Consider the following 21,970-nt stretch of genomic DNA (forward strand, 5'->3'; position numbering starts at 1 on the left):
GTAGCCCATCCAGAGTATATAACATCGGGTGGGCGGTTAGCTTTTCCATCTTTCGTTGAATTATCGGACGAACCAAAAAAAAGCAGGCCCCGAAAAGGGCCTGCTTTGAATAATCTATAATTCTGTGCAGGTACTAATTCCCGCCGGTTGTCGTCGACATAATCAGACCGTCCTCACCAACAATCCACAGCTTATTCAGCGTTGAGTCACTGGTGCAGATATTGTTCAGGTTGGCGGGGGTCGGGCTGGGTTGCTTAGTCCAGGTAAGTCCGGCATTGACGGTATGCAGAATAGTTCCACCATAACCAACTATCCATCCGTTGGCGGAATCGGCAAAGAAAACAGTATTCAACCCAACTGTAGTATTAGCGGTAGAATCAACGACCCAGTTACTACCACCGTCGATAGTTCTCCAAATTGTACCCAAATTGCCTACCACCCAACCGGTGGTATCGTTGACAAAGGTGACGTCATGTAGATTGGAGATCAGTTCCTCGTTGGTCAGATTTGTCCATTCCGTTCCGCCGTCTTCAGTCTTCAGGATGGTGCCAGCCGTGCCCACGACCCAGCCAGTCAACTCGTCAACGAAGGCAATACCGGAAAGATCGGTGGTCAATATCAAGGATAAGTCAGTCCAGGTTGCGCCACCATCGGTGGTCTTAAGTACCTTATCTACAGCAACGATCCAGCCAATATCCTGATTAAGGAAGAACATACCTTCGGCCCGGCTGGTCCATTCTTCATCATCAGTAGATTGCTTTATCCATGATTCTCCACCATTGGCTGTGTTCCAGATCGCTCCCTGGGTGGGAGTAAATCCGATACTCCAGCCGGTGCTTTCATCCCAGAACTGAACCTCGGTGAACCACTCATCGACAAAGGATTCCTTATTTCGACGCCGGTATTCCCAGGTCTCGCCGCCATCGGTCGTCCTCAAAATAGCACCACCAAAACCAACTGCAAAACCCAAGCTGTCATTTACAAATGTGATATCCATCAGCGACGGTGTGCTAATGGTCCCACTCGGGTTTGCCTGCCAGGTCGTACCGCCATCGGATGTCTTTATCAGGGTCAGGGAACCAGCTGCTATCAGATTGCTCGTAGTCCGACTGGTAATGTCGTACAGATCATGAGTGACTTCGCTGGTCTGACTGGTCCAATTATTACCGCCGTCCGTGGTGTACAAAATCTTTCCGCCTTCACCGACGATCCAGCCGGTCGAGGTATTATCAAAGCGTACTTTCAGCAGGTCCTCAGTGACATCCACGATTGAGGCATCGGTCCATGTAGCCCCACCGTCGGCAGTAGCCAGGACAACTCCGTCATCACCAACCGCCAGGCCGGTTGTGTTACTCACCATAGCCACCGAGTTGATAGCTGTCGTAACACCACTGGTTACAGCATTCCATTCGGCCCACACTGTATCGACAGTGTGCATAAGGGTGTCAAGAGTGATATAAATTGAATCCGGGATAGAGTCGTTAGGGTCTTCAACAAAAGTCGTCTCCGGTTCGGGCGGGTCAAGTGTATCGATAACAATTGTATCTATCACATTAAGCCATGTGATTGTGTCGATACTGACCGAGTCGGCAACGAGTCGACTGAAGATATCGTTATAATCCGAGCCGACAATAATTCGGCCGCTGTCGCCAACCGCCACCGCAGCATCACCAGAGATGTCCAGGCCGAACAGATCGGCGCTGCCATCATCGACACTGATTGAATCCCAGGTTCGCCCGCCATCAAGCGAGAACAACACCTTTGATCCGCCGCCCACTGTTAATAGCTTGCGACCAGACAGGACTTTTAAGTCGAAAATCGTTCTGTCAGTAATTTCGGCTGAGGCGGAACTCCAGGTCAGGCCGCCATCGCCGGTTCGAAGTATCTTGCCATTATCGCCGACAGCCCATCCGGTGTCTGTATCCATGAAATCCACATCCCAGATATCAGCTTCCGTTACACTGTTCAGCATGTGCCAGGAATCGCCTCCATCGTCGGTTCGAAGGATAATTCCGCCGAGCCCAGCCAGCCAGCCATTGTCTTCATCGACAAAGGAAACGCCTCGGAAGTGGTTACCCTCCAGCGTCAATTCATTGATAGACCAGGCGGATGACACTCCGTCGGTACCTGTAACATCATCACTATCATCACAACTGGTAAACATGAGCATCCCGGCAACGGCAACAGCAGTTATCACCAGTAGTGCTTGAAGTCTGGATAAGCCTTTACGATTCAAGGTATGTATACCTCCCAACACAGGTTTCTTAGTTATCTGACGGGGCTAAACTAAGTTCTGTGCAACCTTATGTCAAACGAAATCGTGCCTGATATGACGCCTACGCAAGTTATGAATAGATCCGACCCGGAGAGAACAGTCTTTATCTCACCCACCACGCCGATCTTGCAGAGCGTACTCCGCTGTGAGAGAAATCACAAAAAGCATAGCGCAGCTGCTTTCGAACGTTGGTGAGTATGGTCGGGTGTGGTGAGTTGTTAGGCCACTAAGCTCCCAATAATGGACAATACTCCAATTGGAAGCAATAGGGTCCACTGCGTTAGGCGGATTAGTTTTTTTACTCCAATTCCCAGCAAGTGCGATAACCAGAAACACGATGGCATACGCTACAAACTGACCACCGATAAACAGAGCAAGTACATTACTACCCTTGCCAATTGGATTCACACCCAAATACAGCAATGCGATTGCCGACGCGAACAGAATAACGGTGACCATGTGCCAGCAAGCATGAAGCGTTGCCTTTGGAACCGCGGCTAAGTCACAATGTAAAAATGGCTTGATGACGTCAAACTGACCTCTAGTTAGGTGAATAAACGCCGTAACAAGCCCAATCCCTCCTGATACAAGCCACCAGTAATTCATATTCTCTCTCCATTTGACTATCACCGCTGGCGGCGGCCTATTGAGGAGGTTATAATCCTTGCCAGCGGAAGCTTCCATGGTGTGAATAGTCCGCGACCAATTCCAACATTCGGCTGGCAGTGATCCAGGGATCGTCCCGATCGAGGTTCACTAGCGGTATATGAAAATCACAGGCCACCGGGCACCCAGTTGCTACACAATAAAGTCGCTCACCGGTCACGTTAGTTATCATGTTGAGAACGAAATAGACTGCTCCCTTCGCGCCTATCTCATTGTAGCCTATGAAGATGTCCCCAGGGGCGACATCTTTGATTGCGACAGAGTCGCAATTGGTCGCCAGACTCTTATAGGTAGAATGTCTCTGGAGCATGTTTAGAAACCGGTAATACTCATTGGCGCTGGAATCTCTGGGTTCACTTGGACGAAACATGACTTTCCCCAGTCCGGAAAGAGTCTCTTTGCTGTGAAGCCATGTGGGATAGTCGAAAGTATCGCCGCCTTTTAGCGCAATTGCCAAATCAACTTCACGGTGGGTGTGTACCAGATACTCCGCCAGAATATATAATGGGAAACCAACGTCAGAAAAAGTGGGTCCTTTCCACGGGAGGTGCACAACGCGGGAGATATCCTTTGACTCGAACTCCTTGCCCCCTTTCCAAACGCCCACCGGTTTGTGCCGATGCCAAAGCGGAAAGCCGGAAATCCAGGACTGGTATGGAGTCAATTTGGCTGAGTCTGGCCAACTGTAACCATCCGGAAGGTCAAACTCCCCCTCAAACGAAAAAGCGGTATCTTTCATTGTAAAGAAAGGGTATTTTTCCGCGAAAGCGGCGGCCATCTGCTCTCCGGGATCAGATTGAGCCTGTATCCCTGCGACCAGAACCAACTGTAATAATAGGCACCATGAGATCAATCGCATCAGTCTTCCATCTCCTTCCACAATTTAACGGCCCGACGGATGTGAGGAATCGTAATTGATCCTCCAGCTATCAAACCAACGGACATCACTTCATCGAACTCTTCATCGGTGATGCCCGCCTCACGAGATCGAATAGTATGGTAGGTCACACAATCATCGCATCTCAAAACCAGCGACGCCACCAATCCGAGCAGTTCCTTAGTCCTGGCATCCAGGGCGCCATCTCGATAAACGGCGGTGTCGAGCGAAAAGAACCGCTTGATATTAAGATTGCTGCGCGAGAGAAGGACTTCATTAAGCCGCTCTCGTTCCTCTCTAAACTCTTTTACTCTGTCGGACATAATTGGCTCCCAAATTTGTTTTCAGAATATAGTCCGGGGGAGCATCCCGGGCAACGGCAATCGGCAGAAACCTCGGCTTGGGGCAGCCGATTGCGGCGAAACCACCAGTAGGTCAGGAGGCTTGTCCTCCTGATGCAGAAGTCAGGACCGCAATCCGCCGCGGTGGACTGACCTACAAATCTGACTATCAATCATGCCCAAACAAATTAGAGCATGGCACCCTGCGACTGATGGTACAAAGTCCAGAAAATCATGTAGTGGAAGAGGGACAAAGCCCTCCCAGGAAACAACTTTCACAGGCCGGGCTCCGAGCCAAACATATCTCCCGGCCGTGGTAGATCAACAGGTGCGAAAAAACGATCCAGTCTTTCTCGGGAATGATCTTCATCAAATCGCATTCTACCCCAACAGGGTCTTTTCGAACTGTTAACTTCAATCTACGGCTGATACGGCCTACATGCGTATCTACAACAATTCCCTCCGCCAGGCCATATGCAGCCCCAAGAATAACAGAGGCCGTTTTTCGACCGATTCCGGTCAGTTTTATCAGTTCTGGTAACGTCTCTGGCATTTTACCGCCATGCCGGGCGAGTAACTGCTGAGCCGAGGTCTTGATGAATCGCGCTTTGCTGTTGAAAAAGCCTGTTGACCGAATATCGACGGCCAGATCGATCAACTCAACTTCGGCGAAATCAGTCACCGAACGATATTTCCGAAACAGACCGGGCGTCACCCGGTTCACGCGCTTATCGGTACATTGGGCGGATAGGATTGTGGCCACCATGAGTTGGTGAGCTGTTTTAAAATTGAGAGTACAATCGGCATCCGGATAGTGCATACTCAAAAGCCGGATGATCTTGCGGGTACGAGCAATCTTATCAGCGAGTTTCTCTCGTGGCATGGTCATTCGTCACAGGAAAGAATCACTACTCGGTCGATATCATTGAGGTCTTTCAGGATTGCAATCGATTGAAAGCGATCATCAGTTTCGGTCAGGCGGCTTACGCGGTCGGCCTGATTGTAGCCGATTTCCATCATTATCCGTCCCCCACGAGCAAGATAGGCCGGAGCGGCTTCAATGATATGTGCGATCGCACTGAGGCCGTCATCGTCGGCGACCAAAGATACCTTAGGATCGGCCAGTACTTCGGGCGGGAGATCGCGGTACTCTTCCTCCGATATATAAGGTGGATTCGAAAGAATCAGGTCGAATCGTTCAGTGGAATCAATGCTGGAGAAGAAGTCGGACTGGAGAAACTTTATCCGGTCGGTTCCGCCCAGCTCTTTTGTGTTTTGCTGGGCTATTTCCAGAGCTTCGTTTGAGATATCAGCCGCCACGATTGAGCAATTTTCCAGTTCGTTGGCCAGCGTCACAGAAACCACCCCAGAGCCAACTCCCATATCAAGAATCTTCGGTTGTTCGTATTTGCGGCTGCGGACAAAACCCATAGCCGCCTGACACAACATCTCTGTCTCAGGGGTAGGCACCATCACTGCTGGCGACACAACGAATCGACGGCCATAAAACCAGGCCTCACCGAGGATGAATTGAAGAGGATAACGAGTCATCCGGCGGGCGACGATCTCCTCGAGCCGAGCGAGAAGTTCTTCAGTTAGCAGTTTTTCTCCGTCGAGGTATAACTTGAGCCGATCGACATTCAGCAAGTAGCAGAGAATTATTTCTACTTCAGCCAAACCCTGATCAATGCCGGCTTTTACCAGGCGATCACTTAGTTTTGCAATAAGGAGCGGTAGTCTCAGGTTCACGCCCCGGAAATCCTCGATCGTGCCTTGCCCTTTGATTTTGCATCCCTCTGGCTAAGATACAGTCCCAGCAGGTATAGAACCGCCACGAGTGAAATCCAACTCCAGCAGACAATCTTTGTGAGTAACGGTGCGAATTGGATCGAATGCGGAATCAGATAGATTCCCAGAAGAAGGAAAAAACTCCCTGTGCCAAGCCAACCAAGTGTTTTGGGTGAGAAGATATCCCGCCCCAATTTGCCGCGACTCCAGGAACCGATAGAAGCCAGAGCAACGAGAACAAGATAAACAAACAGCAACTGTGTTTTGTTGTCGGTGGCGTCGGTACCGAATGGCACTCCTTCCCAGATTACTCCAAAGGCGTAGGCGTTCATCATAAATCCAAACGGATATCCCCCGACAAAGGCGCAAACGGTAGCCAGAAAAAAGGCCCGTCCGAAAGCATAGATATCAACCCCTCCGCGAACAAGATTGAGACCATGTAACATGCCAAGAACAACAAAGTAGACGGTGGCAAACATGAAAAAGATATGCAGGGCCACTACCACAGTGGGAACTTCGCCGATGTACTTCAACACAAACGGCTCATTGTCCGGATTCAAAAAGACGGCTCTTCGACCGCCGATGTTGTCGCGAACCTCAAAATAGTACCGTGTTTTACCACCCTTGTCGCCGGCAGTAATCGGGGTCGAATAAAGCCCCGTCGCTGAGTCCTCGACCAACAGAGGGACTGAACCGTACTTACTGATGGGAGTATCACTATCCTGTCTGAATCTGACCTGCCTGATAACAGGGTTCACCCCGGGCTCAAATGGACCGGTGATTTTTAAAGTCAACCGGTCGGTTGTCTTCTCAGTTATCTTGGGCACCGTAGTGTACTCGAAGGTGTAACCGTTCTCTGTGTGCGTTTGGAACTCCGGTCGCCCACGAGAGGTTGTCCTCGCGACATATAATAGCATCACTGTCAGTAGCAGGGCGACTGCCCATCGTGCAATGTTCACGGCGTAACTCCGTCCTGTTGTTGCAGTTTCATACGATTCTCCTGATCGTGATGACGCAGAGCATCAATCAGTTCGTCTATTGCTCCTTGCATGATTTGATCCAGTTTGTATAGAGTCAGGCGGATACGATGATCGGTGACTCGTCCCTGCGGGAAATTATAGGTACGAATCTTGGCGGAGCGGTCACCAGTCAAAACCATTGAACGTCGCTCAGCTGCAATTTTCGCATCATGCTCGGCCATCTTGATATCATAAAGGCGAGTTCTCAGCACTTTCATTGCTTTTGTCTTGTTCTTTAGCTGCGATTTTTCATCCTGACACGTCACTACCAACCCGGTCGGCAGGTGCGTGATACGCACGGCCGAGTCGGTGGTATTGACCGACTGTCCCCCCGGTCCTGAAGAACGATAGACATCAACCTTGATCTCGTTTTCTTTGATCTCAATGTCTACTTCCTCGGCTTCCGGCAGAACGGCCACTGATATGGCGGAAGTGTGAATTCGCCCCTGGGTCTCTGTCGATGGAACTCGCTGTACCCGATGAACCCCGGATTCGTATTTCATCTTGCCATAAGCTTCATCGCCCGTCAAGGAGAAGGTGATTTCTTTGAAACCACCGGAAGATGCGGGGTGTGACCCGAGCAATTCCAGCTTCCACCTCTGATTGTCGGCGAATCGTTGATACATCCGAAAGACATCACCAGAGAAAATCCCAGCTTCATCGCCACCCGTGCCGGCCCTGATCTCAACAATTGCGGCTTTGTCGTCGTTGGGGTCGCGAGGAAGTAATCTGAGACGGAAATCTTTTTCAACGTCTTCAATCTGAGCTTGGTACAGCTCCAGTTCCTCCCGAGCCAGGGCAACCAGTTCTTCATCTTCGTTAGCCGCGATGATTTCCTGGGCATCAGTCAGACCAGTTTTGACGGTTCGATACCGGCGGCCAGACTCGAGGATATTCTCAATTCGACGCCTCTCCCTATTGAACTCGATCATTTTCTTCTGATCCGTCAAGTTCTCAGGAGCCACCATCTGCTTATCGATAGCGTCCAGTTTCTCTTCTAATTTGTCGACCAATTCTAACATAGAATATCCGTGAGGTTTTCACTCCAGATCAATTGTAAGTCAATTTAGTATCTGCGGCAAGGCTATTGATGGGGGTCACTATGAACCAGAGTAGTATCGTCGGAATAAGTGGTGACATTGTCCTGCTCCATTCCAAGCGCTGCCTTAAGAGCCGCAATACCAATTTCGAGTTGCTCCGTCGATGGTTCCTTGGTCGTAATCTTCTGTAGCCAGAGTCCTGGGCGTATCAGAATCTTAGTAACCTTGTTATCGCGTGTTTTGCCGGACAGTTTCAGCAACTCGTATGATCCACCAGCTACCAGCGGCAGCAACGAAAAATGGATGCCAAAGCGCGCTAGAAGGGATGGTGCGTGCCCCATCCATATTGCGTAGAGCGTGTCGGAAATGGCGTAAGTGGCAATGGCAAACAGGGCCACGATGAGAATAAACGAAGTTCCACAACGCGGATGAAACCGTGTATGACTTTTAGCCCGCTCTGGGATCAGTTCGTCTCCCATTTCGTAGCAGTAGATGGACTTGTGTTCAGCCCCATGATATTCAAAGATACGTCGGAACTCACCAAAAAGAGAAAGCACCCAAACGTATATCAAAAACATAGTCAATCGTATTCCGCCAGCCACCAGATTGAAACCAACTGCTTCGCGATCAACTCCCATAAACTGTGAGATAGCCAGCGGAATAAAGAAGAAAATGAAAACCCCGGCTCCGACCGCAAAAACGGCCGTCAGACCGAGCATAAGATTATTCGATCGAGGAGGTTTGTCGTCCTGCTCTTTACCTTTGGCCTCAGCTTCGGCTTTCTCCAGTTCCTTCATGGCGACATCGGCCGAGAAATTGAGTGTCTTGATGCCTATTATCATCATCTCCACAAACGACACCGCCCCGCGAACAATAGGCAGTCCCAGAATCTTATGGCGCTTGGAAATGGCACGATAGGGGTCGGTTTTGATCAGAATCTCGCCGTCGGGTTTGCGCACGGCGGTAGCGATCCGGTCCTTCGACCGCATCATAACCCCCTCGATTACAGCTTGTCCACCGATGTTCAGGTCCGGCATAATATCAGGCTACAATAGTTCCGACCTGGAAGACAGGCCGACGCCAGAATCTTGGCCAAACTGAAAAGCGGCCCTATGCTTCTGATTCATAGGCACCGCAAAACAGGATAGCGGCCAATAAACGGCTGCTAATTGTCTTTCTTTTGGAACTTCGCGTATTTCCTGCGGAAACGCTCAACACGACCAGCCGTGTCCACCAGTTTCTGTTTACCGGTGAAAAACGGATGGCAGGAAGCACATATCTCCACATTGATCTTTTTCCGAGTTGATCGGGTAGGGTAACTGGCGCCACAAGCGCAGGTCACCTCGACATCGAAAACTTTTGGGTGAATTTTGGCTTTCACTTCAACTTCCTTAAAAAACGATACTATTTCTCTTCCTATCCCGGTCCAATCTAAGTATCGGACCGCAGAGCCACTCAATATACACCTATCGCAATTTTTGGCAAGTGCTATCTCGCAAAGACTTTTGCCCGAAAAAACATGGCAAATAGCTCCAATTCCTTATCATTTTCGAGCCTGTAGGTGTAGTATTTGTCTCCAGTCCATGATGATTTTGTCGCAGTTGGTCAGCCTAACCTGTGCGAATGGTTGCTTTTGATCGCCCGAAACCGTATTTATTCTATAATTGCTGAACCAATTGGAGAAATGGTAATTGTGCGAACTCTGAAACTCGGCACACGCGGCTCAAAACTGGCCCTGACCCAGTCCCGTTTCGTTCGAGATCAACTCGAAGACAAAACCGGCCTTGCGGTCGAGATCGAGGTCATCAAGACAACTGGTGACCGGATCACGGATCGATCGTTCGATCAAATGGAAGGTGAGGGCTTCTTTACTAAAGAGATTGAAGAGGCTCTGCTGACGAGACGCATTGATCTGGCCGTGCATTCCCTCAAAGACCTCAGAACCACGATGCCGGATGGACTAACAGTGGGGGCGGTTGGCTTTCGGGAAGACCGGCGGGAATTTCTTATCATGCGACCCGGTTTGCGCCAGGAATCGGGTGTCTTGCCTTTGCCTGCGGGAGCCGTGATAGGGACCAGTTCAGCTCGGCGACAGAGTCAGATCGCGTTTTATAACCCGGACCTCAGAATCAAAGACCTCAGGGGCAATGTGCCCACGCGCGTTGAGAAGGTGCGTCAAGGTGACTATGATGCTATCATTGTTGCTGCGGCAGGCGTGACACGACTGAATCTCGATTTGTCTGACCTGGAAGCAGTATGGCTCGCCCCACAATTGTTCTTGCCCGCACCGGGTCAGGGTATTCTGGCCATACAAAACCGGTCGTCTGATGCGGAGATCGAGGAGGTGATTGCTACGCTGGACTCCGAATCCGCACGTATCGAAGTGGCGTTGGAGCGTGGTCTGTTGGCGCTATTTGATGCCGGCTGTTCGTTGCCATTGGGAGTTTATTCCGAAGTTGAATCAGATCGATTCCATCTGGCGGCCGTTCTGGGTAAGCGAGACGGGTCGTCGTGGAAAGGTCTGGACAAAGCAGAGGCGGATGGTAAAAGTGTTGATGAAGTCGTTAATGCGGTCTATGCCGACCTTACCAGCAATGACTACAAAGCGAACCAGGACTGAGGAGAAAATCGAGTATGTCTGATCGTACCGAGAAATCGGCTTCGTTGATAGAGAAGGCACAACAAGTTATTCCGGGTGGGGTCAATTCACCAGTCCGGGCTTTCAAATCCGTGGGCGGTGTCCCGCGTTTTATCGAGCGGGCACATGGACCATATTTCATAGATGTCGACGACAACCGGTATCTCGATTTCTGTTGTTCGTGGGGACCGTTGATCCTTGGTCATGCCGACGCCGATGTGGTCAAAGCGGTTATGAATCAGGCCGAACGTGGTATGACTTATGGCGCCCCGACCGAGGTCGAGTACAAGTTGGCTCAATTCATAGTGGATCATGTTGAGCATGTGGAGAAGATACGGTTCGTGTCCTCCGGCACCGAGGCGGTGATGTCAGCTGTTCGTCTGGCTCGCGGCTTCACGAGAAGAGACTTGATCCTCAAATTCGAGGGATGCTATCACGGCCACAGCGATTACCTGTTGGTTCAAGCCGGATCGGGCCTAGCTACTTTCGGGGAGCCTTCATCGGCGGGAGTGCCTGAGGCGTTTACCTCCCTAACCGCTATCCTGCCGTTGGACAATCAAGAGAAACTCGAAGAGTTCTTTGCGGTCAACGGCGATAGGTTAGCGGCAGCTATCATCGAAGGCGTCCCGGCCAATAATGGCCTGCTTATACAGCGACCGAGCTTTATGCGGAAGTTGCGGTCGCTTTGCGAAAAGCATGGAGCGTTATTAATCCTCGATGAAGTTATCACCGGTTTCCGGTTGGAAATGGGGGGCGCGGCAGCACTCTACGAAATAACTCCCGACTTGACAACGTTTGGCAAGATCATCGGCGGAGGCATGCCGGTGGGCGCTTTCGGCGGACGGGCTGACATAATGAACATGCTGTCACCTGAGGGGCCGGTTTACCAGGCAGGAACGCTTTCGGGCAATCCGGTCGCGATGGCCGCCGGTCTGGCCACTCTTGAGAAACTGGCCGACGGACAGCTCTATATGGACCTCGAACTGAGGACAAACAAGCTGGTTTCTTATCTACGGTCGTCTTTGCTCGACAAACAAGTTCACGTCGCTTCAATCGGTTCGATATTCTGGCTGGTTTTCCAGGATGAACTCCCCCATGCGGCGCACAAAGTAGATACGACCGGTATCGAGCGATTCAACGCCATTCATGGCCCATTACTAGAAACCGGTGTCTATTTACCCCCATCGGGATACGAAGTGTCCTTTGTCTCGACGGTTCATACCGATGAGATGCTGACCGAAGCGGCAGACAAGATATTGATGGTCATTGCGGAGCACGGAGCGTCGGGTCGGGTGTGAATTGAATCCGCGGCAGACGGGGGCGTCTGCCGGGCACGGCACAGTCCAATCTGGATTTTAAGCGATTCTGAGAGGTGACTTACGGGATGCCGCCGGTTGTGGTGTGAACAATCAATCCATTTGCACCGACGACCCAGCCGGTATACTGGTCGATGAACTTCACGGAGTAACATCCGTTTGAGACAGGCAGTGACTGGTCGGTCCAGGTTTGACCACCATCGTCGGTGTAGATGATTGAACCAGAGCTTTCCATCATATGTTCCCCCACAATCCAGCCGTGGTCTAGATCTACGAAGTTCACTGAGATCAAATAGTGATAGGTCTTCCCAACCTCCCAACCGGGAATGCCAATCCAGGTTTCTCCTCCGTCAGTTGACACAAATAACACCCACGCGCCGACCGTCCATATGGTGGTATCATCAACCATCTGCACGTCTATTAGCCAGGTCATTTCAACGAGACCCTCAAGGTGCTGCCAGGATTCGCCACCATCATACGTCCGGAGCAAGAGGTTCTCGCGTCCGACAGCAAATCCACGCTGGCTGTCAAGGAAGTCAACACTCCAGAGGTTCCCCCGACCAATAACACCGCTTTCCTGAGCGATCCAGTTAGCTCCTCCATCCGTCGTGTGGAAGATAGTGGCGGCACTACCAACCGTCCAGCCGGTGTCTTCGTCCACGAAATCTACTGCAATCAACTGTGCCGGACTGCCGGTGAACTGGCGGGACCAATTCAACCCCCCGTCTGTGGTTTTCAGTATGGTTCCGGTATCCCCCACGGCGTAACCGACGTCTTGATTCAAGAAGTCAACGCCCCACAACCGACCCGTGAACCCACTGGACTGATGCGTCCAGGTCTGGCCGGCATTGGCGGTGTGCACAATAACCCCATCCTTGCCAACCGCCCAACCGCGACGATTGTCAACAAAATCGGTCTCTTTGAGATCAACAAGAGTAATTTGGTTCATAGGCAGCCAGTCCTCGCCACCATTTAGAGTTCGCAGGATTGCCCCTCTCTCACCCACCGCCCAACCGGTATCACTATTGTGAAAGTAAACATCAAACAGATACCGAGTGTGCAGACTGTCCTGAAGAGTCCAGGTGTCACCGCCATCATGCGTGTGGTAAATTCGTCCGTACTCGCCCACCACCCATCCGTTCATTTCATCCGAGAAGGAGATACCGCGCATCCAGCCTCGGACATTCTCCAGCAAGCTCCAATTCCAGCCGGCATTAATGGTGCGCAAAATCATCCCATCCAGTGTGTATACAAACCCCAGGGTATCATTTACAAAAATAATGTCCTTGAAGTTACCACCACCCTCTCCGCCTTTCGAAATCCAGTTGCCGCCACCATCGGTTGTCTTCAACATCAGGCCGTTATGACCAACGACCCAGCCGCGCAGTGAATCGATGAAAAAGACCCCCTCAAAGTAGGTCTGGATGTAACCGAGCGGAGGTGTTTGTTGTGTTACCCACGTATCACCACCATCGGAAGTGTGATAGATTGTGCTATCCCAGCCTACCACCCAACCGTGTCGCGAATCTACAAAATGGGCGTCGCTCTGCCGGGCGGTCGCGATGGAGGACTGTATCTCCCATTTGTCACCACCGTTGGCGGTATGCAAAATGACATTCTCATACATTCCCCTGCTGATAATCCAACCCTCCTGGTGATTAACAAAGAATACTTTCCACAGTGTGAAATCGACCGGACTACTCTGATGGCTCCAACTGACGCCACCATCCCGAGTGTGCAGTATGGTTCCATTCCCTCCCACCGCCCAGCCCGTATTGGCGTCAACGAAAGTGATGCTGAACAGACTATGCGACGTCGGGGTCGGATTCTGAATCTGCCAACCTATCGCATCCGGCAGGGAATCAGACGGCGCAGTGGGTGTTGAATCACCGCAGCCGGAGATCACCAGGGGATATGCTACAAACATGAAGATCGCTAAACGCAACATCCCTTTTGTTCGGCTATTGTCATTCATCATACACACCGATTCAAAGACAACGGACTCATTAGCACTTTGAAATTTCCGTCGTTGGATACTTACGTTGGGAATATATACCAAATCTGACGAGAAGTCAAACGCTCACGGGCTCAGGGGCATGGTGGTTCACAGCTTGCTGTGGGATTTGTATCATCACCATTCGACTCCGGTCAGGATGACGGACACCCAGGAGACAAGTCTACGTTAAGGGTCTCAATCAACCATTGCCGTTGCATTTCACAACGACTTTATAATCCTTTATCGCCAGCAATTTTTCCTGCCGCTTGCGGATCATCGCTTCCGTCATGGAAAAATCAGGGCCGGTGTTTTCTATCATCACCGATGAAGTACACGAGGCATAGCATCCTGCCCGATGGATGTCACCGCCGGTTTTGAGATATTCAAACGTGAACCCAGCCATGTATGTATCGCCCGCACCGGTGGAATCGAGCAGATCAATACTATACGGGGGGATGTCATAAAATTGCTTGCCGTCGTAAATGATCGAGCCTAATTCCGCCAGAGTAACGATGACGATTTTCGGTCCCCAGGCGTGGATTATCTTCGCCGCTTCGTAGGGGTTGTCGCGGCAATCAAGCCCGGTGAGAATCTGGCCTTCAAGTTCATTCGGTTTAACGATGTCAAACTGCCCAAGAGCTTCATTGATACCATCAACTTTTTCGTGATAGATCCGACCGTCTTTATCCGCGCCGCGAATCAATCCCTGTGGGTCACAGAAAAACAGTCCATCGAATGTCTTACGAATGGTACGGATATTGTCAAACGAAACTTCACCAAGAATCGGGCCAATCAATACCGCTTTGGAATCCGTATACCAGGTAGAATTGATCTCGCCAATATCGGCTGCCCGACCCAGCAGATCGAGCGTACGGTTGCCAAAGTCGTCGTAGTAGATCAGTGAGAACCCGCCCGTCTCAGGTGAGGGGACGATTTTATGCTCGATGCCATGCACGGCCAGATCGGCTATGAACTGCTCTTTGTAGTCGTCGCCAACGGCTCCCACCAGACGAGTTGGCTCGTCCATCTTGGAGAGGGCTAACACAGCGTTGGTGGAGCATCCGGAAAGCACACGACCATCCGGGTTGACTTTTTTGGTCTTGATATAATCGTAAACGGGATTACCGATAGCTGTTATCACTTATGATGGCCTCAAGTTTCAGATTCTAACATGGGTAGGATCGCAGGTCTGCAGTTCACGTCCATACTTAAGAAAAGGGGACTTCGTCCCTCATAATTCGCGTTTATCTCCCAGGACTTTCTTGGTGTAGATGAGTCGCTGGAAAGCGGTAATATGCGATGTCACGCCGACAATAATTAGAGCCACTTCCAACCATCCGCCGTTCGGCCAGGCACCTATCGGAATGTACCACTCCAAGATGGAACCGGCTATGATAAGGATGAACTTCTCCATTCGGCCCATTATTCCCACCGCACAGTTTTCGATTTTGCCCATCGATTCAGCGGCGGCACGAGTATACGAGGCGATGATCATCCCAAACAAAGCGAACAGTCCCCAGCCAGGATGAACCCGACCTGACATCGTGATCCCGGCCAGGATAAAGAACTCACCATAGCGGTCAAAAACATGGTCAAATATACCACCGAAAACGGTGTACAGCTTACCAGCTCGGGCTGTTGCTCCGTCGAGCATGTCGGTAAACGAGGTGACGATCATCCAGAATACACCCCAAAGCCATTCGCCTTGCCAGAAGAATATGCCGGACACTATGCCGCAGAAGAATGAAACGATTGTGATGACGTTGGGTTTAAAACCCAGCTTGACACAGACCCGTCCGAGGGCCATTGATGATTCTTCGTATATCTGTCGTTTACGTTCGTTGATAGTCGGCAAACCGCAATTCCTTTTCCAGTAAAACCTCGTCCAACATAGGTTGGTTTTGCGTCCCAGTCAATGAAAGCCGGAGGTTTTTTTCAAAGGGGGCATCGGCTCTTTTTTTTAATGGGGAATTGACGACCCCCCGGCTGTCTTCTTGTGTAACTCCTTGGTGTAGCCGACCTTCGGAGTGTAAGCGATCCATAGCGGGAAGGGTCCCCACCATTTGCAATGGCTCAGTGAAGGCGGAAAGGGGTGGTTCACGGTTGTTCCGATGGGCTCACTCTCGACAAAACTAATACAACAATGATTACCGGCGTCTTCTAAATGTTTGTTGATAATTTACAAAACAGTTTGGATTATGAATTATCTAATAGCCATAGCTTGCAACTCTACAGGTGTATATGTATGCGCTATTTAATGATTGATCGGGTTTTACAGGTCATTGCTGACAGAAGTGTGACTGCGGTCAAATGTGCCACTTTATCTGAAGACATTTATGCAGACCATTTTTACGGCAATCCGGTTATGCCCGGTGCGATGCAAATTGAGTCTATGGCTCAGGCAGCAACGATTTTACTAGAGCTGTCTTCCAAATTAACTCGCAAAGCGATATTGGTCCTGGTCAACAACGTAAAATTCAGAAATATTGTCCGACCCGGTGACCAGATGGAAGTAGAGATGACTCAGATCTCTACTGACGATGCGATTGTCCAACTAGACGGAATAATCCGAGTATCAGGAAAAGTTGTCACTAACGGCCGTCTTACTTTCTCATTACAACCAATTGATAATTTTTATCCACCATCGATGAAATCGATGACAAAAGTAATGTACCAAAATTTCCTCAGGGGAGCGAAACTTGAAGGAGTTGAATGGGCGGAGGATTACGATGCCTGATCGTCGGGTAATGGTTACCGGTATAGGTGTGGTTTCACCATATGGTGTGGGTATCACAAGTTTCTGGGATGGCATTTCATCGGGTCAACGTTGCGTGACTCTACTGGATTCCCCGGAAGTATCCAGCCTTCCGACTCGTTTCGCGGCTCAAATACCGATGGGGGATAGTGAACTTGGTCAATACGTCAAGAACCAAAAATCTTTGAAGACTCTGTCACGGCCCGGTAGAATGGCTGTTATCGCTGCTCAGGAAGCGATCGAACATTCCGGTCTGGATTTTTCTAGCCTTGATCCCTACAGAGTGGGTACTTCGATGGGAGCCGGGGGAGTTGGATTGTGGGATGCCGGGCATTCCCGAAAGTTACTCGATACTCTATTATTATCAATGAAGACTGATAATAGCAGAGAAATTGATTACAGTAAGGTTTGGATTAACATACTTGAGAATATTCATCCTCTGACCCCTCTGTGTGGTCTTTCAAATGTTCCTACGGCGCAGATCGCGATTATGGCAAATGCCAGGGGGAATTGTCACACAACTACCACTGCCTGTACATCATCCGCCCAGTCAATAGGACAGGCGATGCGACAGATTCGATCTGGAGTGGCCGATGTTGTGATTGCGGGTGGAGCGGATTCAATGGTCAATCCATATGGTCTGGTCGCGTTTAGTATGCTGGGGGTGCTTTCAAAAAATAACGAAGAATGGCAAACAGCGGCCCGTCCTTTTGACCGGCGACGGGATGGATTTATGATCGGAGAGGGAGCTGCGGTTCTTATCTTGGAAGAGTTCGAACATTGTCGTCGTCGAGGGGGAAGAATACTTGCCGAACTCTGTGGTTACAGCAGTACGAACGACGCGTATCGCCTTACCGACGAACCAGATGAGGCCTGGGGATCAATTACGGCAATGAATAATTGCCTTGAGGATGCCCGGATAAGACCGGAAGAGATAGATTATATCAACACTCATGGGACCGGAACAAAAATGAACGACAGAACCGAGACGTTCGCAATCAAACAAGTATTCGGAGATCACGCCCACAAACTTGCTATAAGTTCGGTAAAATCGATGGTGGGACATCTGGTCGCGGCGGCGGGCGCGATTGAGTTCGCCGCTTCAGTGTTATCGATTGAAAACAGCGTGATTCCTCCCACGATTAATTTCGAAGAACCGGATGAGAAGTGTGATCTGGATTGTGTACCAAATAGAGCACGCGAGATGAATTTGAATTGCGTTATGAGCAACTCGTTTGGTTTTGGAGGACAGAACGCCTGCCTGGCGTTAAGAAAATATGACGATCTGTCTTGAGTGAATCATGGTTTATGGAATTGGAATTGATATCGTGAGCCTGGATAAGATAAGGTCCATTTGTTGCAAGAATATATTTCTGCTTAAAGACAATTTTTTTTCTGAAAACGAACTTCGGGACGCCGGGATTGATGAATCTGATGGAGAACTGACAGATGAGCAGATCGGTTCTCTTGCTTCAATGTTTGCCGCCAAAGAGGCAGCAGTAAAAGCTATCGGGTTGCCATTCGACGTTGGTTTCGACTGGTCTGATATTGTTGTGAGCGGCAAGGATAACGTTACTGTCGAGACATCTGGGAAAATAAAAAAGTTCATAAGCCAGATTGGGATCATGAGGTTGACAGGAAGCGTTAGTGTATCCACTGCCTACAGTATGGCTTTCATAATAGGGGAATCAAAATGACCCGGGAAATGAGTCAAATAGACGTTGCTGAAATAGTAACTACTTCAATCAGGGAAGCGTTACTGGCACCTCAGGATATAATAGTTCCATCAGCTCGGTTATTTTCAGATTTGGAAGCGGAATCGATTGATATTGTTGATATCCGATTCCGTATTGAACAAGCAATAGGTTCTAAGATAGATCAGGGAGCAATGACTGACTACCTTGGTAAAAATCTCACCGCAGTAAAATTCGACAACCTGTTTACGGTGCAATTCATTATCGATTATGTACGTTTGCTTCTTGATCAAAGGGAAAAAAATGAGTGAACAGCCAGACAACGATAAGGTAGCACTCCTGACCGGAGGTTCTCGCGGGATAGGCAGAGCTATTGCTCTTAGGCTGGTTCATGATGGAATTAATAACATAATAATAAACTACGTTCAGGATGATGATGCCGCAAAAGTTACCACTGATAAAATTCATAGTATTGGTGGCCGTTGTCTTACAGTACGCGCTAATCTTGCATATCCGCAGGAAATTGTTGAGCTTTTCAGTCGTATCCGGGAATCGTACGATTGTCTTGATATTCTAGTACACTGCGCCGCTTTTGGTGCGTTCAAACCGCTTCATAAAATTAAACCCAATCAGTGGGATATGTCGATGGATATCAACACGCGGGCATTTCTCCTCTGTGTGCAGCATTCAATGGAACTAATGAAAAAAGGGGTCGTAGTTGCGGTTTCGAGTCTCGGAAGTAAACGAGCGGTTCCGAACTATGGTGCTATCGGCGTCTCGAAGGCGGCATTGGAAGCAGTTATCAGACAGTTGGCAATGGAGCTGGCTCCAAGAGGAATCAGAATAAACGGTGTCGCGGGAGGATTCATTGAAACAGACTCTATCAAACATTTTCCGGGCTACGAGGAGCTGATAGCAAAAGTTGTCGAGAGTACCCCGGCTGGACGTCTCGGGCAGCCAGAAGATATAGCTGATGTAGTAAGTTTGCTGGTTGCGGATCGCGCCGGATGGATGCATGGACAAACTGTAATTGCTGATGGTGGTTTCTCGCTGCTATAGCATAAAAAAACCGAAAGTGTTTCGGTGGGAGTGGTAAGATGTGGAACAAGATTATCGTAGCGTTGCTGATGGTGGCGCTCATTAACCTGATGATTGCCTGTACAAAAACAGCCAAGGTAGGAGTCGAAAATGTTAATCCGGCAACAGAACGGATAATCGCTGTTACACTTGCCAACGGCGAAATTGTCAAGTTCACCGATCGAGGAGGAATATTACTCAAGGAAAGTAAACAAATCAGCGGCCTTGTACCCCAAAAAACAGAACAAACCTTATATCAAGGGAAGAAAGCTACGACAACAACGTATCAGAAAATTCTCATTCCAGTCGATTCAGTTTCTCAGGTGTGGGTGGAACGCGCGGATCCTCTTGGATCGTTCGTGGCAGTGATCGCTGTGGCGGCAGGTATTATCCTGATTGTTGGTCTTATCGCCGTAGCTTTGAAGGAATCATGTCCTTTTGTTTATTCCTGGGATGGCAGCAAATATGTTTTTGATGCTGAACCTCTGGGTGGAGCTATATGTAAAGGACTACAGCGTTCAGAGCTGTCTCGGCTTGACTACGTTAAGCCAGTCGATGGCACTTACCGCTTAAGATTGCAGAACGAAGTAGAGGAAACACAATACCTCGATGAGATGAAGTTATTTATTATCGATCATGACCCTGATAAGATCGTAGTGCCGGATACTTCGGGACAATTACATCTTGTTTCAGAACCGGTGTCACCCTACAGAGCTTATGACGAGCAAAACCGTGATATCCTCCCGTTTGTGATAAACAACGACCAGTCAGCATGGCAGACAAGACTGATAGAACAGGAACTCAATGCAAATCATGACACCAGACACCATTTAACATTCGAGTTTGAAAAACCTGAGAATGCGACCTCCGCACGTATAATTGTAAATGCGGGAACGGCAATCTGGGGATCAAACATGATTCGAGAAATGCTTCAGATGCGAGGTGACGGTGTTGATCGTTGGTACGAAGCGGTGAACAATTGGGAACCGGAAATTATTGAATTGGCTCACTTCAATCTTCGTGAAGAAATGTATCTTCTTAAACTTCATCTTGAAAAAGGTGAAGAGGTGATTCAACGCGGCATGATATTTGGGGGAGGACCGTATGTGTCTGAAGATAGAGTTATTGAAATTGATGTCAGTGATATTCCTGGAAACAATTTAAACTTGAAAATGCATCCACCTAAGAGTTTCTGGACAATTGATTATATCTCTGTTGAATATGATGATAATACGATTATCACACCACAAATTGAGAGGATTGTCGCCGGTAACGATATGACGGGTGCTGATATTACTGGCCAACTTGGGTTTTCCGATAACGACTATTTCATTATGCCTACAATCGGGGATTGGGCTGAAGTGAGTTTTGCGTCGCCGGCGTATCCTTCTGATAGTAGTCTGAAACGATCGGTCTTTCTCAGTACTACTGGTTACTATGAAGTTCAAATCGACAAAACTCAACCCGAACAAAAAGAGTTGATAGCCCATTTGATTAAAGAACCGGGTGAAATTGCAAGCTACTCAATAAACAGGTTACTTGAGTGGCAGGAAAATGAAAAATGAGGTCTCTGGCTCAATAATAGTGGAAAGCCGGGTAGGAATGAATCACTTGTACACTTCATACAATTCGGATAACCGGAGTTGAAATCTAAGCTGTACTGAACGATACTTGATTTGACAGTCATCTACTTCTGAGAGGTTATTGTAAATCTGTAATCAGGTTTCGTGATTTTGATGCTCTCGTTTCTACCCTTCGCACCTATTAATAATCTAACCACGCGCAGAGGGGAAAATCAGTAACTTATTGCTATATATGGAAAATATTGGTTAGAAAAAATAAAGCGCTGGTGCCCCACAGCTTGCTGTGGGTCTAGTTCGATAGGACCGATGCATACCATTCCTCAACATCCACCACCAAAGGAACATCTTTGGCACCATGATAACAAACCCAACTCGACCACTGCCATTCATCCGGAGAAGCCACCATTCCTCGCTTGACAGGATTGTTATGACAGTAACGAATCTTTTCTACGACAGATTCAGGACTCCTACAGTTATGGTCGTAACATCGGAATTGCCAGAATACACGACGTACGCCCTTCGGTGCGTTCGGTTCATGGCTATAAACGTCCCTCGCTGAACGTGATTTGATTTCACGAATCACAAAACCCAGTTTCATACCATCTGGTGGATGCAAAACCAGGTGGATATGTTCCGGCATGACTACATAACCCAATAGTCTGAAACCGTGTTTCGAACGGGCAGCATCGAGATAGTTCAGTACAACTGTTACGGTCCGGCAATCAATCAGAGTTGGCTGTCGCCGGTAGGTACTGAAAGTAACGAATCTGGCCGTGCCCAGATTATCGTAATGTCGAAGTTGTGTCATTGAAGTCAGTATACAAGTTCACAAATCCCATAGCAAGGGGCTTGTTGATAAACCCCGTTTTTGACATTCCTCACATTGTTACGTGTTGTATTGTCGA

22 protein-coding genes are annotated in these 21,970 nt (G+C 49.2%); 8 read left to right on the top strand and 14 right to left on the bottom strand.

Annotated elements, in window-relative coordinates; genetic code table 11:
• Positions 1–133 precede the first annotated feature (133 nt).
• From KOO62_12060 to rpmE, 10 genes are all read right to left on the bottom strand, one after another.
• A complete protein-coding gene (locus KOO62_12060) occupies positions 134–2,236 on the bottom strand; it encodes a hypothetical protein (protein ID MBU8934723.1) in 2,103 nt (700 codons plus the stop codon).
• Between the two features lie 147 nt (positions 2,237–2,383).
• Positions 2,384–2,881: a hypothetical protein gene (locus KOO62_12065; protein MBU8934724.1), complete on the bottom strand. Its 498-nt coding sequence runs from the start codon at positions 2,879–2,881 to the stop codon at positions 2,384–2,386.
• Between the two features lie 49 nt (positions 2,882–2,930).
• Complete coding sequence (locus KOO62_12070; protein MBU8934725.1) at positions 2,931–3,800, bottom strand: hypothetical protein; 870 nt, start codon at positions 3,798–3,800, stop codon at positions 2,931–2,933.
• Positions 3,800–4,141 carry a carboxymuconolactone decarboxylase family protein gene (locus KOO62_12075; GenBank protein ID MBU8934726.1) on the bottom strand — a complete coding sequence of 114 codons (342 nt, stop codon included), beginning with the start codon at positions 4,139–4,141 and terminating at the stop codon, positions 3,800–3,802. Before KOO62_12075 ends, KOO62_12070 begins: the two co-directional genes overlap by 1 nt.
• A 250-nt stretch (positions 4,142–4,391) precedes the next feature.
• The gene (nth, locus tag KOO62_12080; GenBank protein MBU8934727.1) at positions 4,392–5,042 is read right to left on the bottom strand and encodes an endonuclease III; all 651 of its coding nucleotides are present in this window, start codon (positions 5,040–5,042) and stop codon (positions 4,392–4,394) included.
• A 2-nt stretch (positions 5,043–5,044) separates the two neighbouring features.
• On the bottom strand, positions 5,045–5,908 hold the full coding sequence (gene prmC, locus KOO62_12085; GenBank protein ID MBU8934728.1) for a peptide chain release factor N(5)-glutamine methyltransferase: 864 nt from the start codon (positions 5,906–5,908) through the stop codon (positions 5,045–5,047).
• Entirely contained in the window at positions 5,905–6,906 is a 1,002-nt protein-coding gene (locus KOO62_12090; GenBank protein ID MBU8934729.1) for a hypothetical protein, read from the bottom strand. Before KOO62_12090 ends, prmC begins: the two co-directional genes overlap by 4 nt.
• Positions 6,903–7,988: a peptide chain release factor 1 gene (prfA, locus tag KOO62_12095; GenBank protein MBU8934730.1), complete on the bottom strand. Its 1,086-nt coding sequence runs from the start codon at positions 7,986–7,988 to the stop codon at positions 6,903–6,905. Before prfA ends, KOO62_12090 begins: the two co-directional genes overlap by 4 nt.
• A gap of 62 nt (positions 7,989–8,050) precedes the next feature.
• Positions 8,051–9,043 carry a DUF1385 domain-containing protein gene (locus KOO62_12100; GenBank protein ID MBU8934731.1) on the bottom strand — a complete coding sequence of 331 codons (993 nt, stop codon included), beginning with the start codon at positions 9,041–9,043 and terminating at the stop codon, positions 8,051–8,053.
• Positions 9,044–9,171: 128 nt separating this feature from the next.
• Complete coding sequence (gene rpmE / locus KOO62_12105; protein ID MBU8934732.1) at positions 9,172–9,387, bottom strand: 50S ribosomal protein L31; 216 nt, start codon at positions 9,385–9,387, stop codon at positions 9,172–9,174.
• Between the two features lie 312 nt (positions 9,388–9,699).
• Between rpmE and hemC the strand changes: the two genes are divergently transcribed.
• Together hemC and hemL are read left to right on the top strand one after the other, a co-directional pair.
• Complete coding sequence (gene hemC / locus KOO62_12110) at positions 9,700–10,626, top strand: hydroxymethylbilane synthase (GenBank protein MBU8934733.1); 927 nt, start codon at positions 9,700–9,702, stop codon at positions 10,624–10,626.
• Between the two features lie 14 nt (positions 10,627–10,640).
• Positions 10,641–11,942 carry a glutamate-1-semialdehyde 2,1-aminomutase gene (gene hemL, locus KOO62_12115; GenBank protein MBU8934734.1) on the top strand — a complete coding sequence of 434 codons (1,302 nt, stop codon included), beginning with the start codon at positions 10,641–10,643 and terminating at the stop codon, positions 11,940–11,942.
• Between the two features lie 79 nt (positions 11,943–12,021).
• On the opposite strand, the gene KOO62_12120 is transcribed toward hemL, so the two are convergent.
• The 3 genes from KOO62_12120 to KOO62_12130 all read right to left on the bottom strand — a co-directional run bounded on the left by KOO62_12120 (position 12,022) and on the right by KOO62_12130 (position 15,811).
• Positions 12,022–13,908, bottom strand: coding sequence for a hypothetical protein (locus tag KOO62_12120; GenBank protein MBU8934735.1), 1,887 nt, complete (start codon positions 13,906–13,908; stop codon positions 12,022–12,024).
• 247 nt (positions 13,909–14,155) lie between these two features.
• Complete coding sequence (locus KOO62_12125) at positions 14,156–15,097, bottom strand: ribokinase (GenBank protein MBU8934736.1); 942 nt, start codon at positions 15,095–15,097, stop codon at positions 14,156–14,158.
• A gap of 90 nt (positions 15,098–15,187) precedes the next feature.
• Positions 15,188–15,811, bottom strand: a complete 624-nt coding sequence (locus KOO62_12130; GenBank protein MBU8934737.1) for a CDP-alcohol phosphatidyltransferase family protein — start codon at positions 15,809–15,811, stop codon at positions 15,188–15,190.
• Between the two features lie 402 nt (positions 15,812–16,213).
• Between KOO62_12130 and KOO62_12135 the strand changes: the two genes are divergently transcribed.
• From KOO62_12135 to KOO62_12160, 6 genes are read left to right on the top strand one after another with little or no spacing between them, the layout of a single operon-like run.
• Complete coding sequence (locus tag KOO62_12135) at positions 16,214–16,693, top strand: beta-hydroxyacyl-ACP dehydratase (protein ID MBU8934738.1); 480 nt, start codon at positions 16,214–16,216, stop codon at positions 16,691–16,693.
• Positions 16,686–18,005 carry a beta-ketoacyl-[acyl-carrier-protein] synthase family protein gene (locus KOO62_12140; protein ID MBU8934739.1) on the top strand — a complete coding sequence of 440 codons (1,320 nt, stop codon included), beginning with the start codon at positions 16,686–16,688 and terminating at the stop codon, positions 18,003–18,005. The genes KOO62_12135 and KOO62_12140 overlap by 8 nt, the downstream gene beginning before the upstream one ends.
• A gap of 7 nt (positions 18,006–18,012) precedes the next feature.
• Complete coding sequence (locus KOO62_12145) at positions 18,013–18,408, top strand: 4'-phosphopantetheinyl transferase superfamily protein (protein MBU8934740.1); 396 nt, start codon at positions 18,013–18,015, stop codon at positions 18,406–18,408.
• Positions 18,405–18,716 carry a hypothetical protein gene (locus KOO62_12150; GenBank protein ID MBU8934741.1) on the top strand — a complete coding sequence of 104 codons (312 nt, stop codon included), beginning with the start codon at positions 18,405–18,407 and terminating at the stop codon, positions 18,714–18,716. The genes KOO62_12145 and KOO62_12150 overlap by 4 nt, the downstream gene beginning before the upstream one ends.
• Positions 18,709–19,464: an SDR family oxidoreductase gene (locus tag KOO62_12155; GenBank protein ID MBU8934742.1), complete on the top strand. Its 756-nt coding sequence runs from the start codon at positions 18,709–18,711 to the stop codon at positions 19,462–19,464. Before KOO62_12150 ends, KOO62_12155 begins: the two co-directional genes overlap by 8 nt.
• Before the next feature lie 38 nt (positions 19,465–19,502).
• Complete coding sequence (locus KOO62_12160) at positions 19,503–21,047, top strand: hypothetical protein (GenBank protein MBU8934743.1); 1,545 nt, start codon at positions 19,503–19,505, stop codon at positions 21,045–21,047.
• A 307-nt stretch (positions 21,048–21,354) separates the two neighbouring features.
• Here the strand turns inward: KOO62_12160 and KOO62_12165 are convergent, their stop codons facing one another.
• Positions 21,355–21,873 (bottom strand): transposase, encoded by a 519-nt coding sequence (locus tag KOO62_12165; protein ID MBU8934744.1) that lies wholly within the window; start codon positions 21,871–21,873, stop codon positions 21,355–21,357.
• Positions 21,874–21,970 lie beyond the last annotated feature (97 nt).

This window comes from Candidatus Zixiibacteriota bacterium (assembly GCA_019038695.1).
GTDB lineage: Bacteria > Zixibacteria > MSB-5A5 > GN15 > FEB-12 > B120-G9.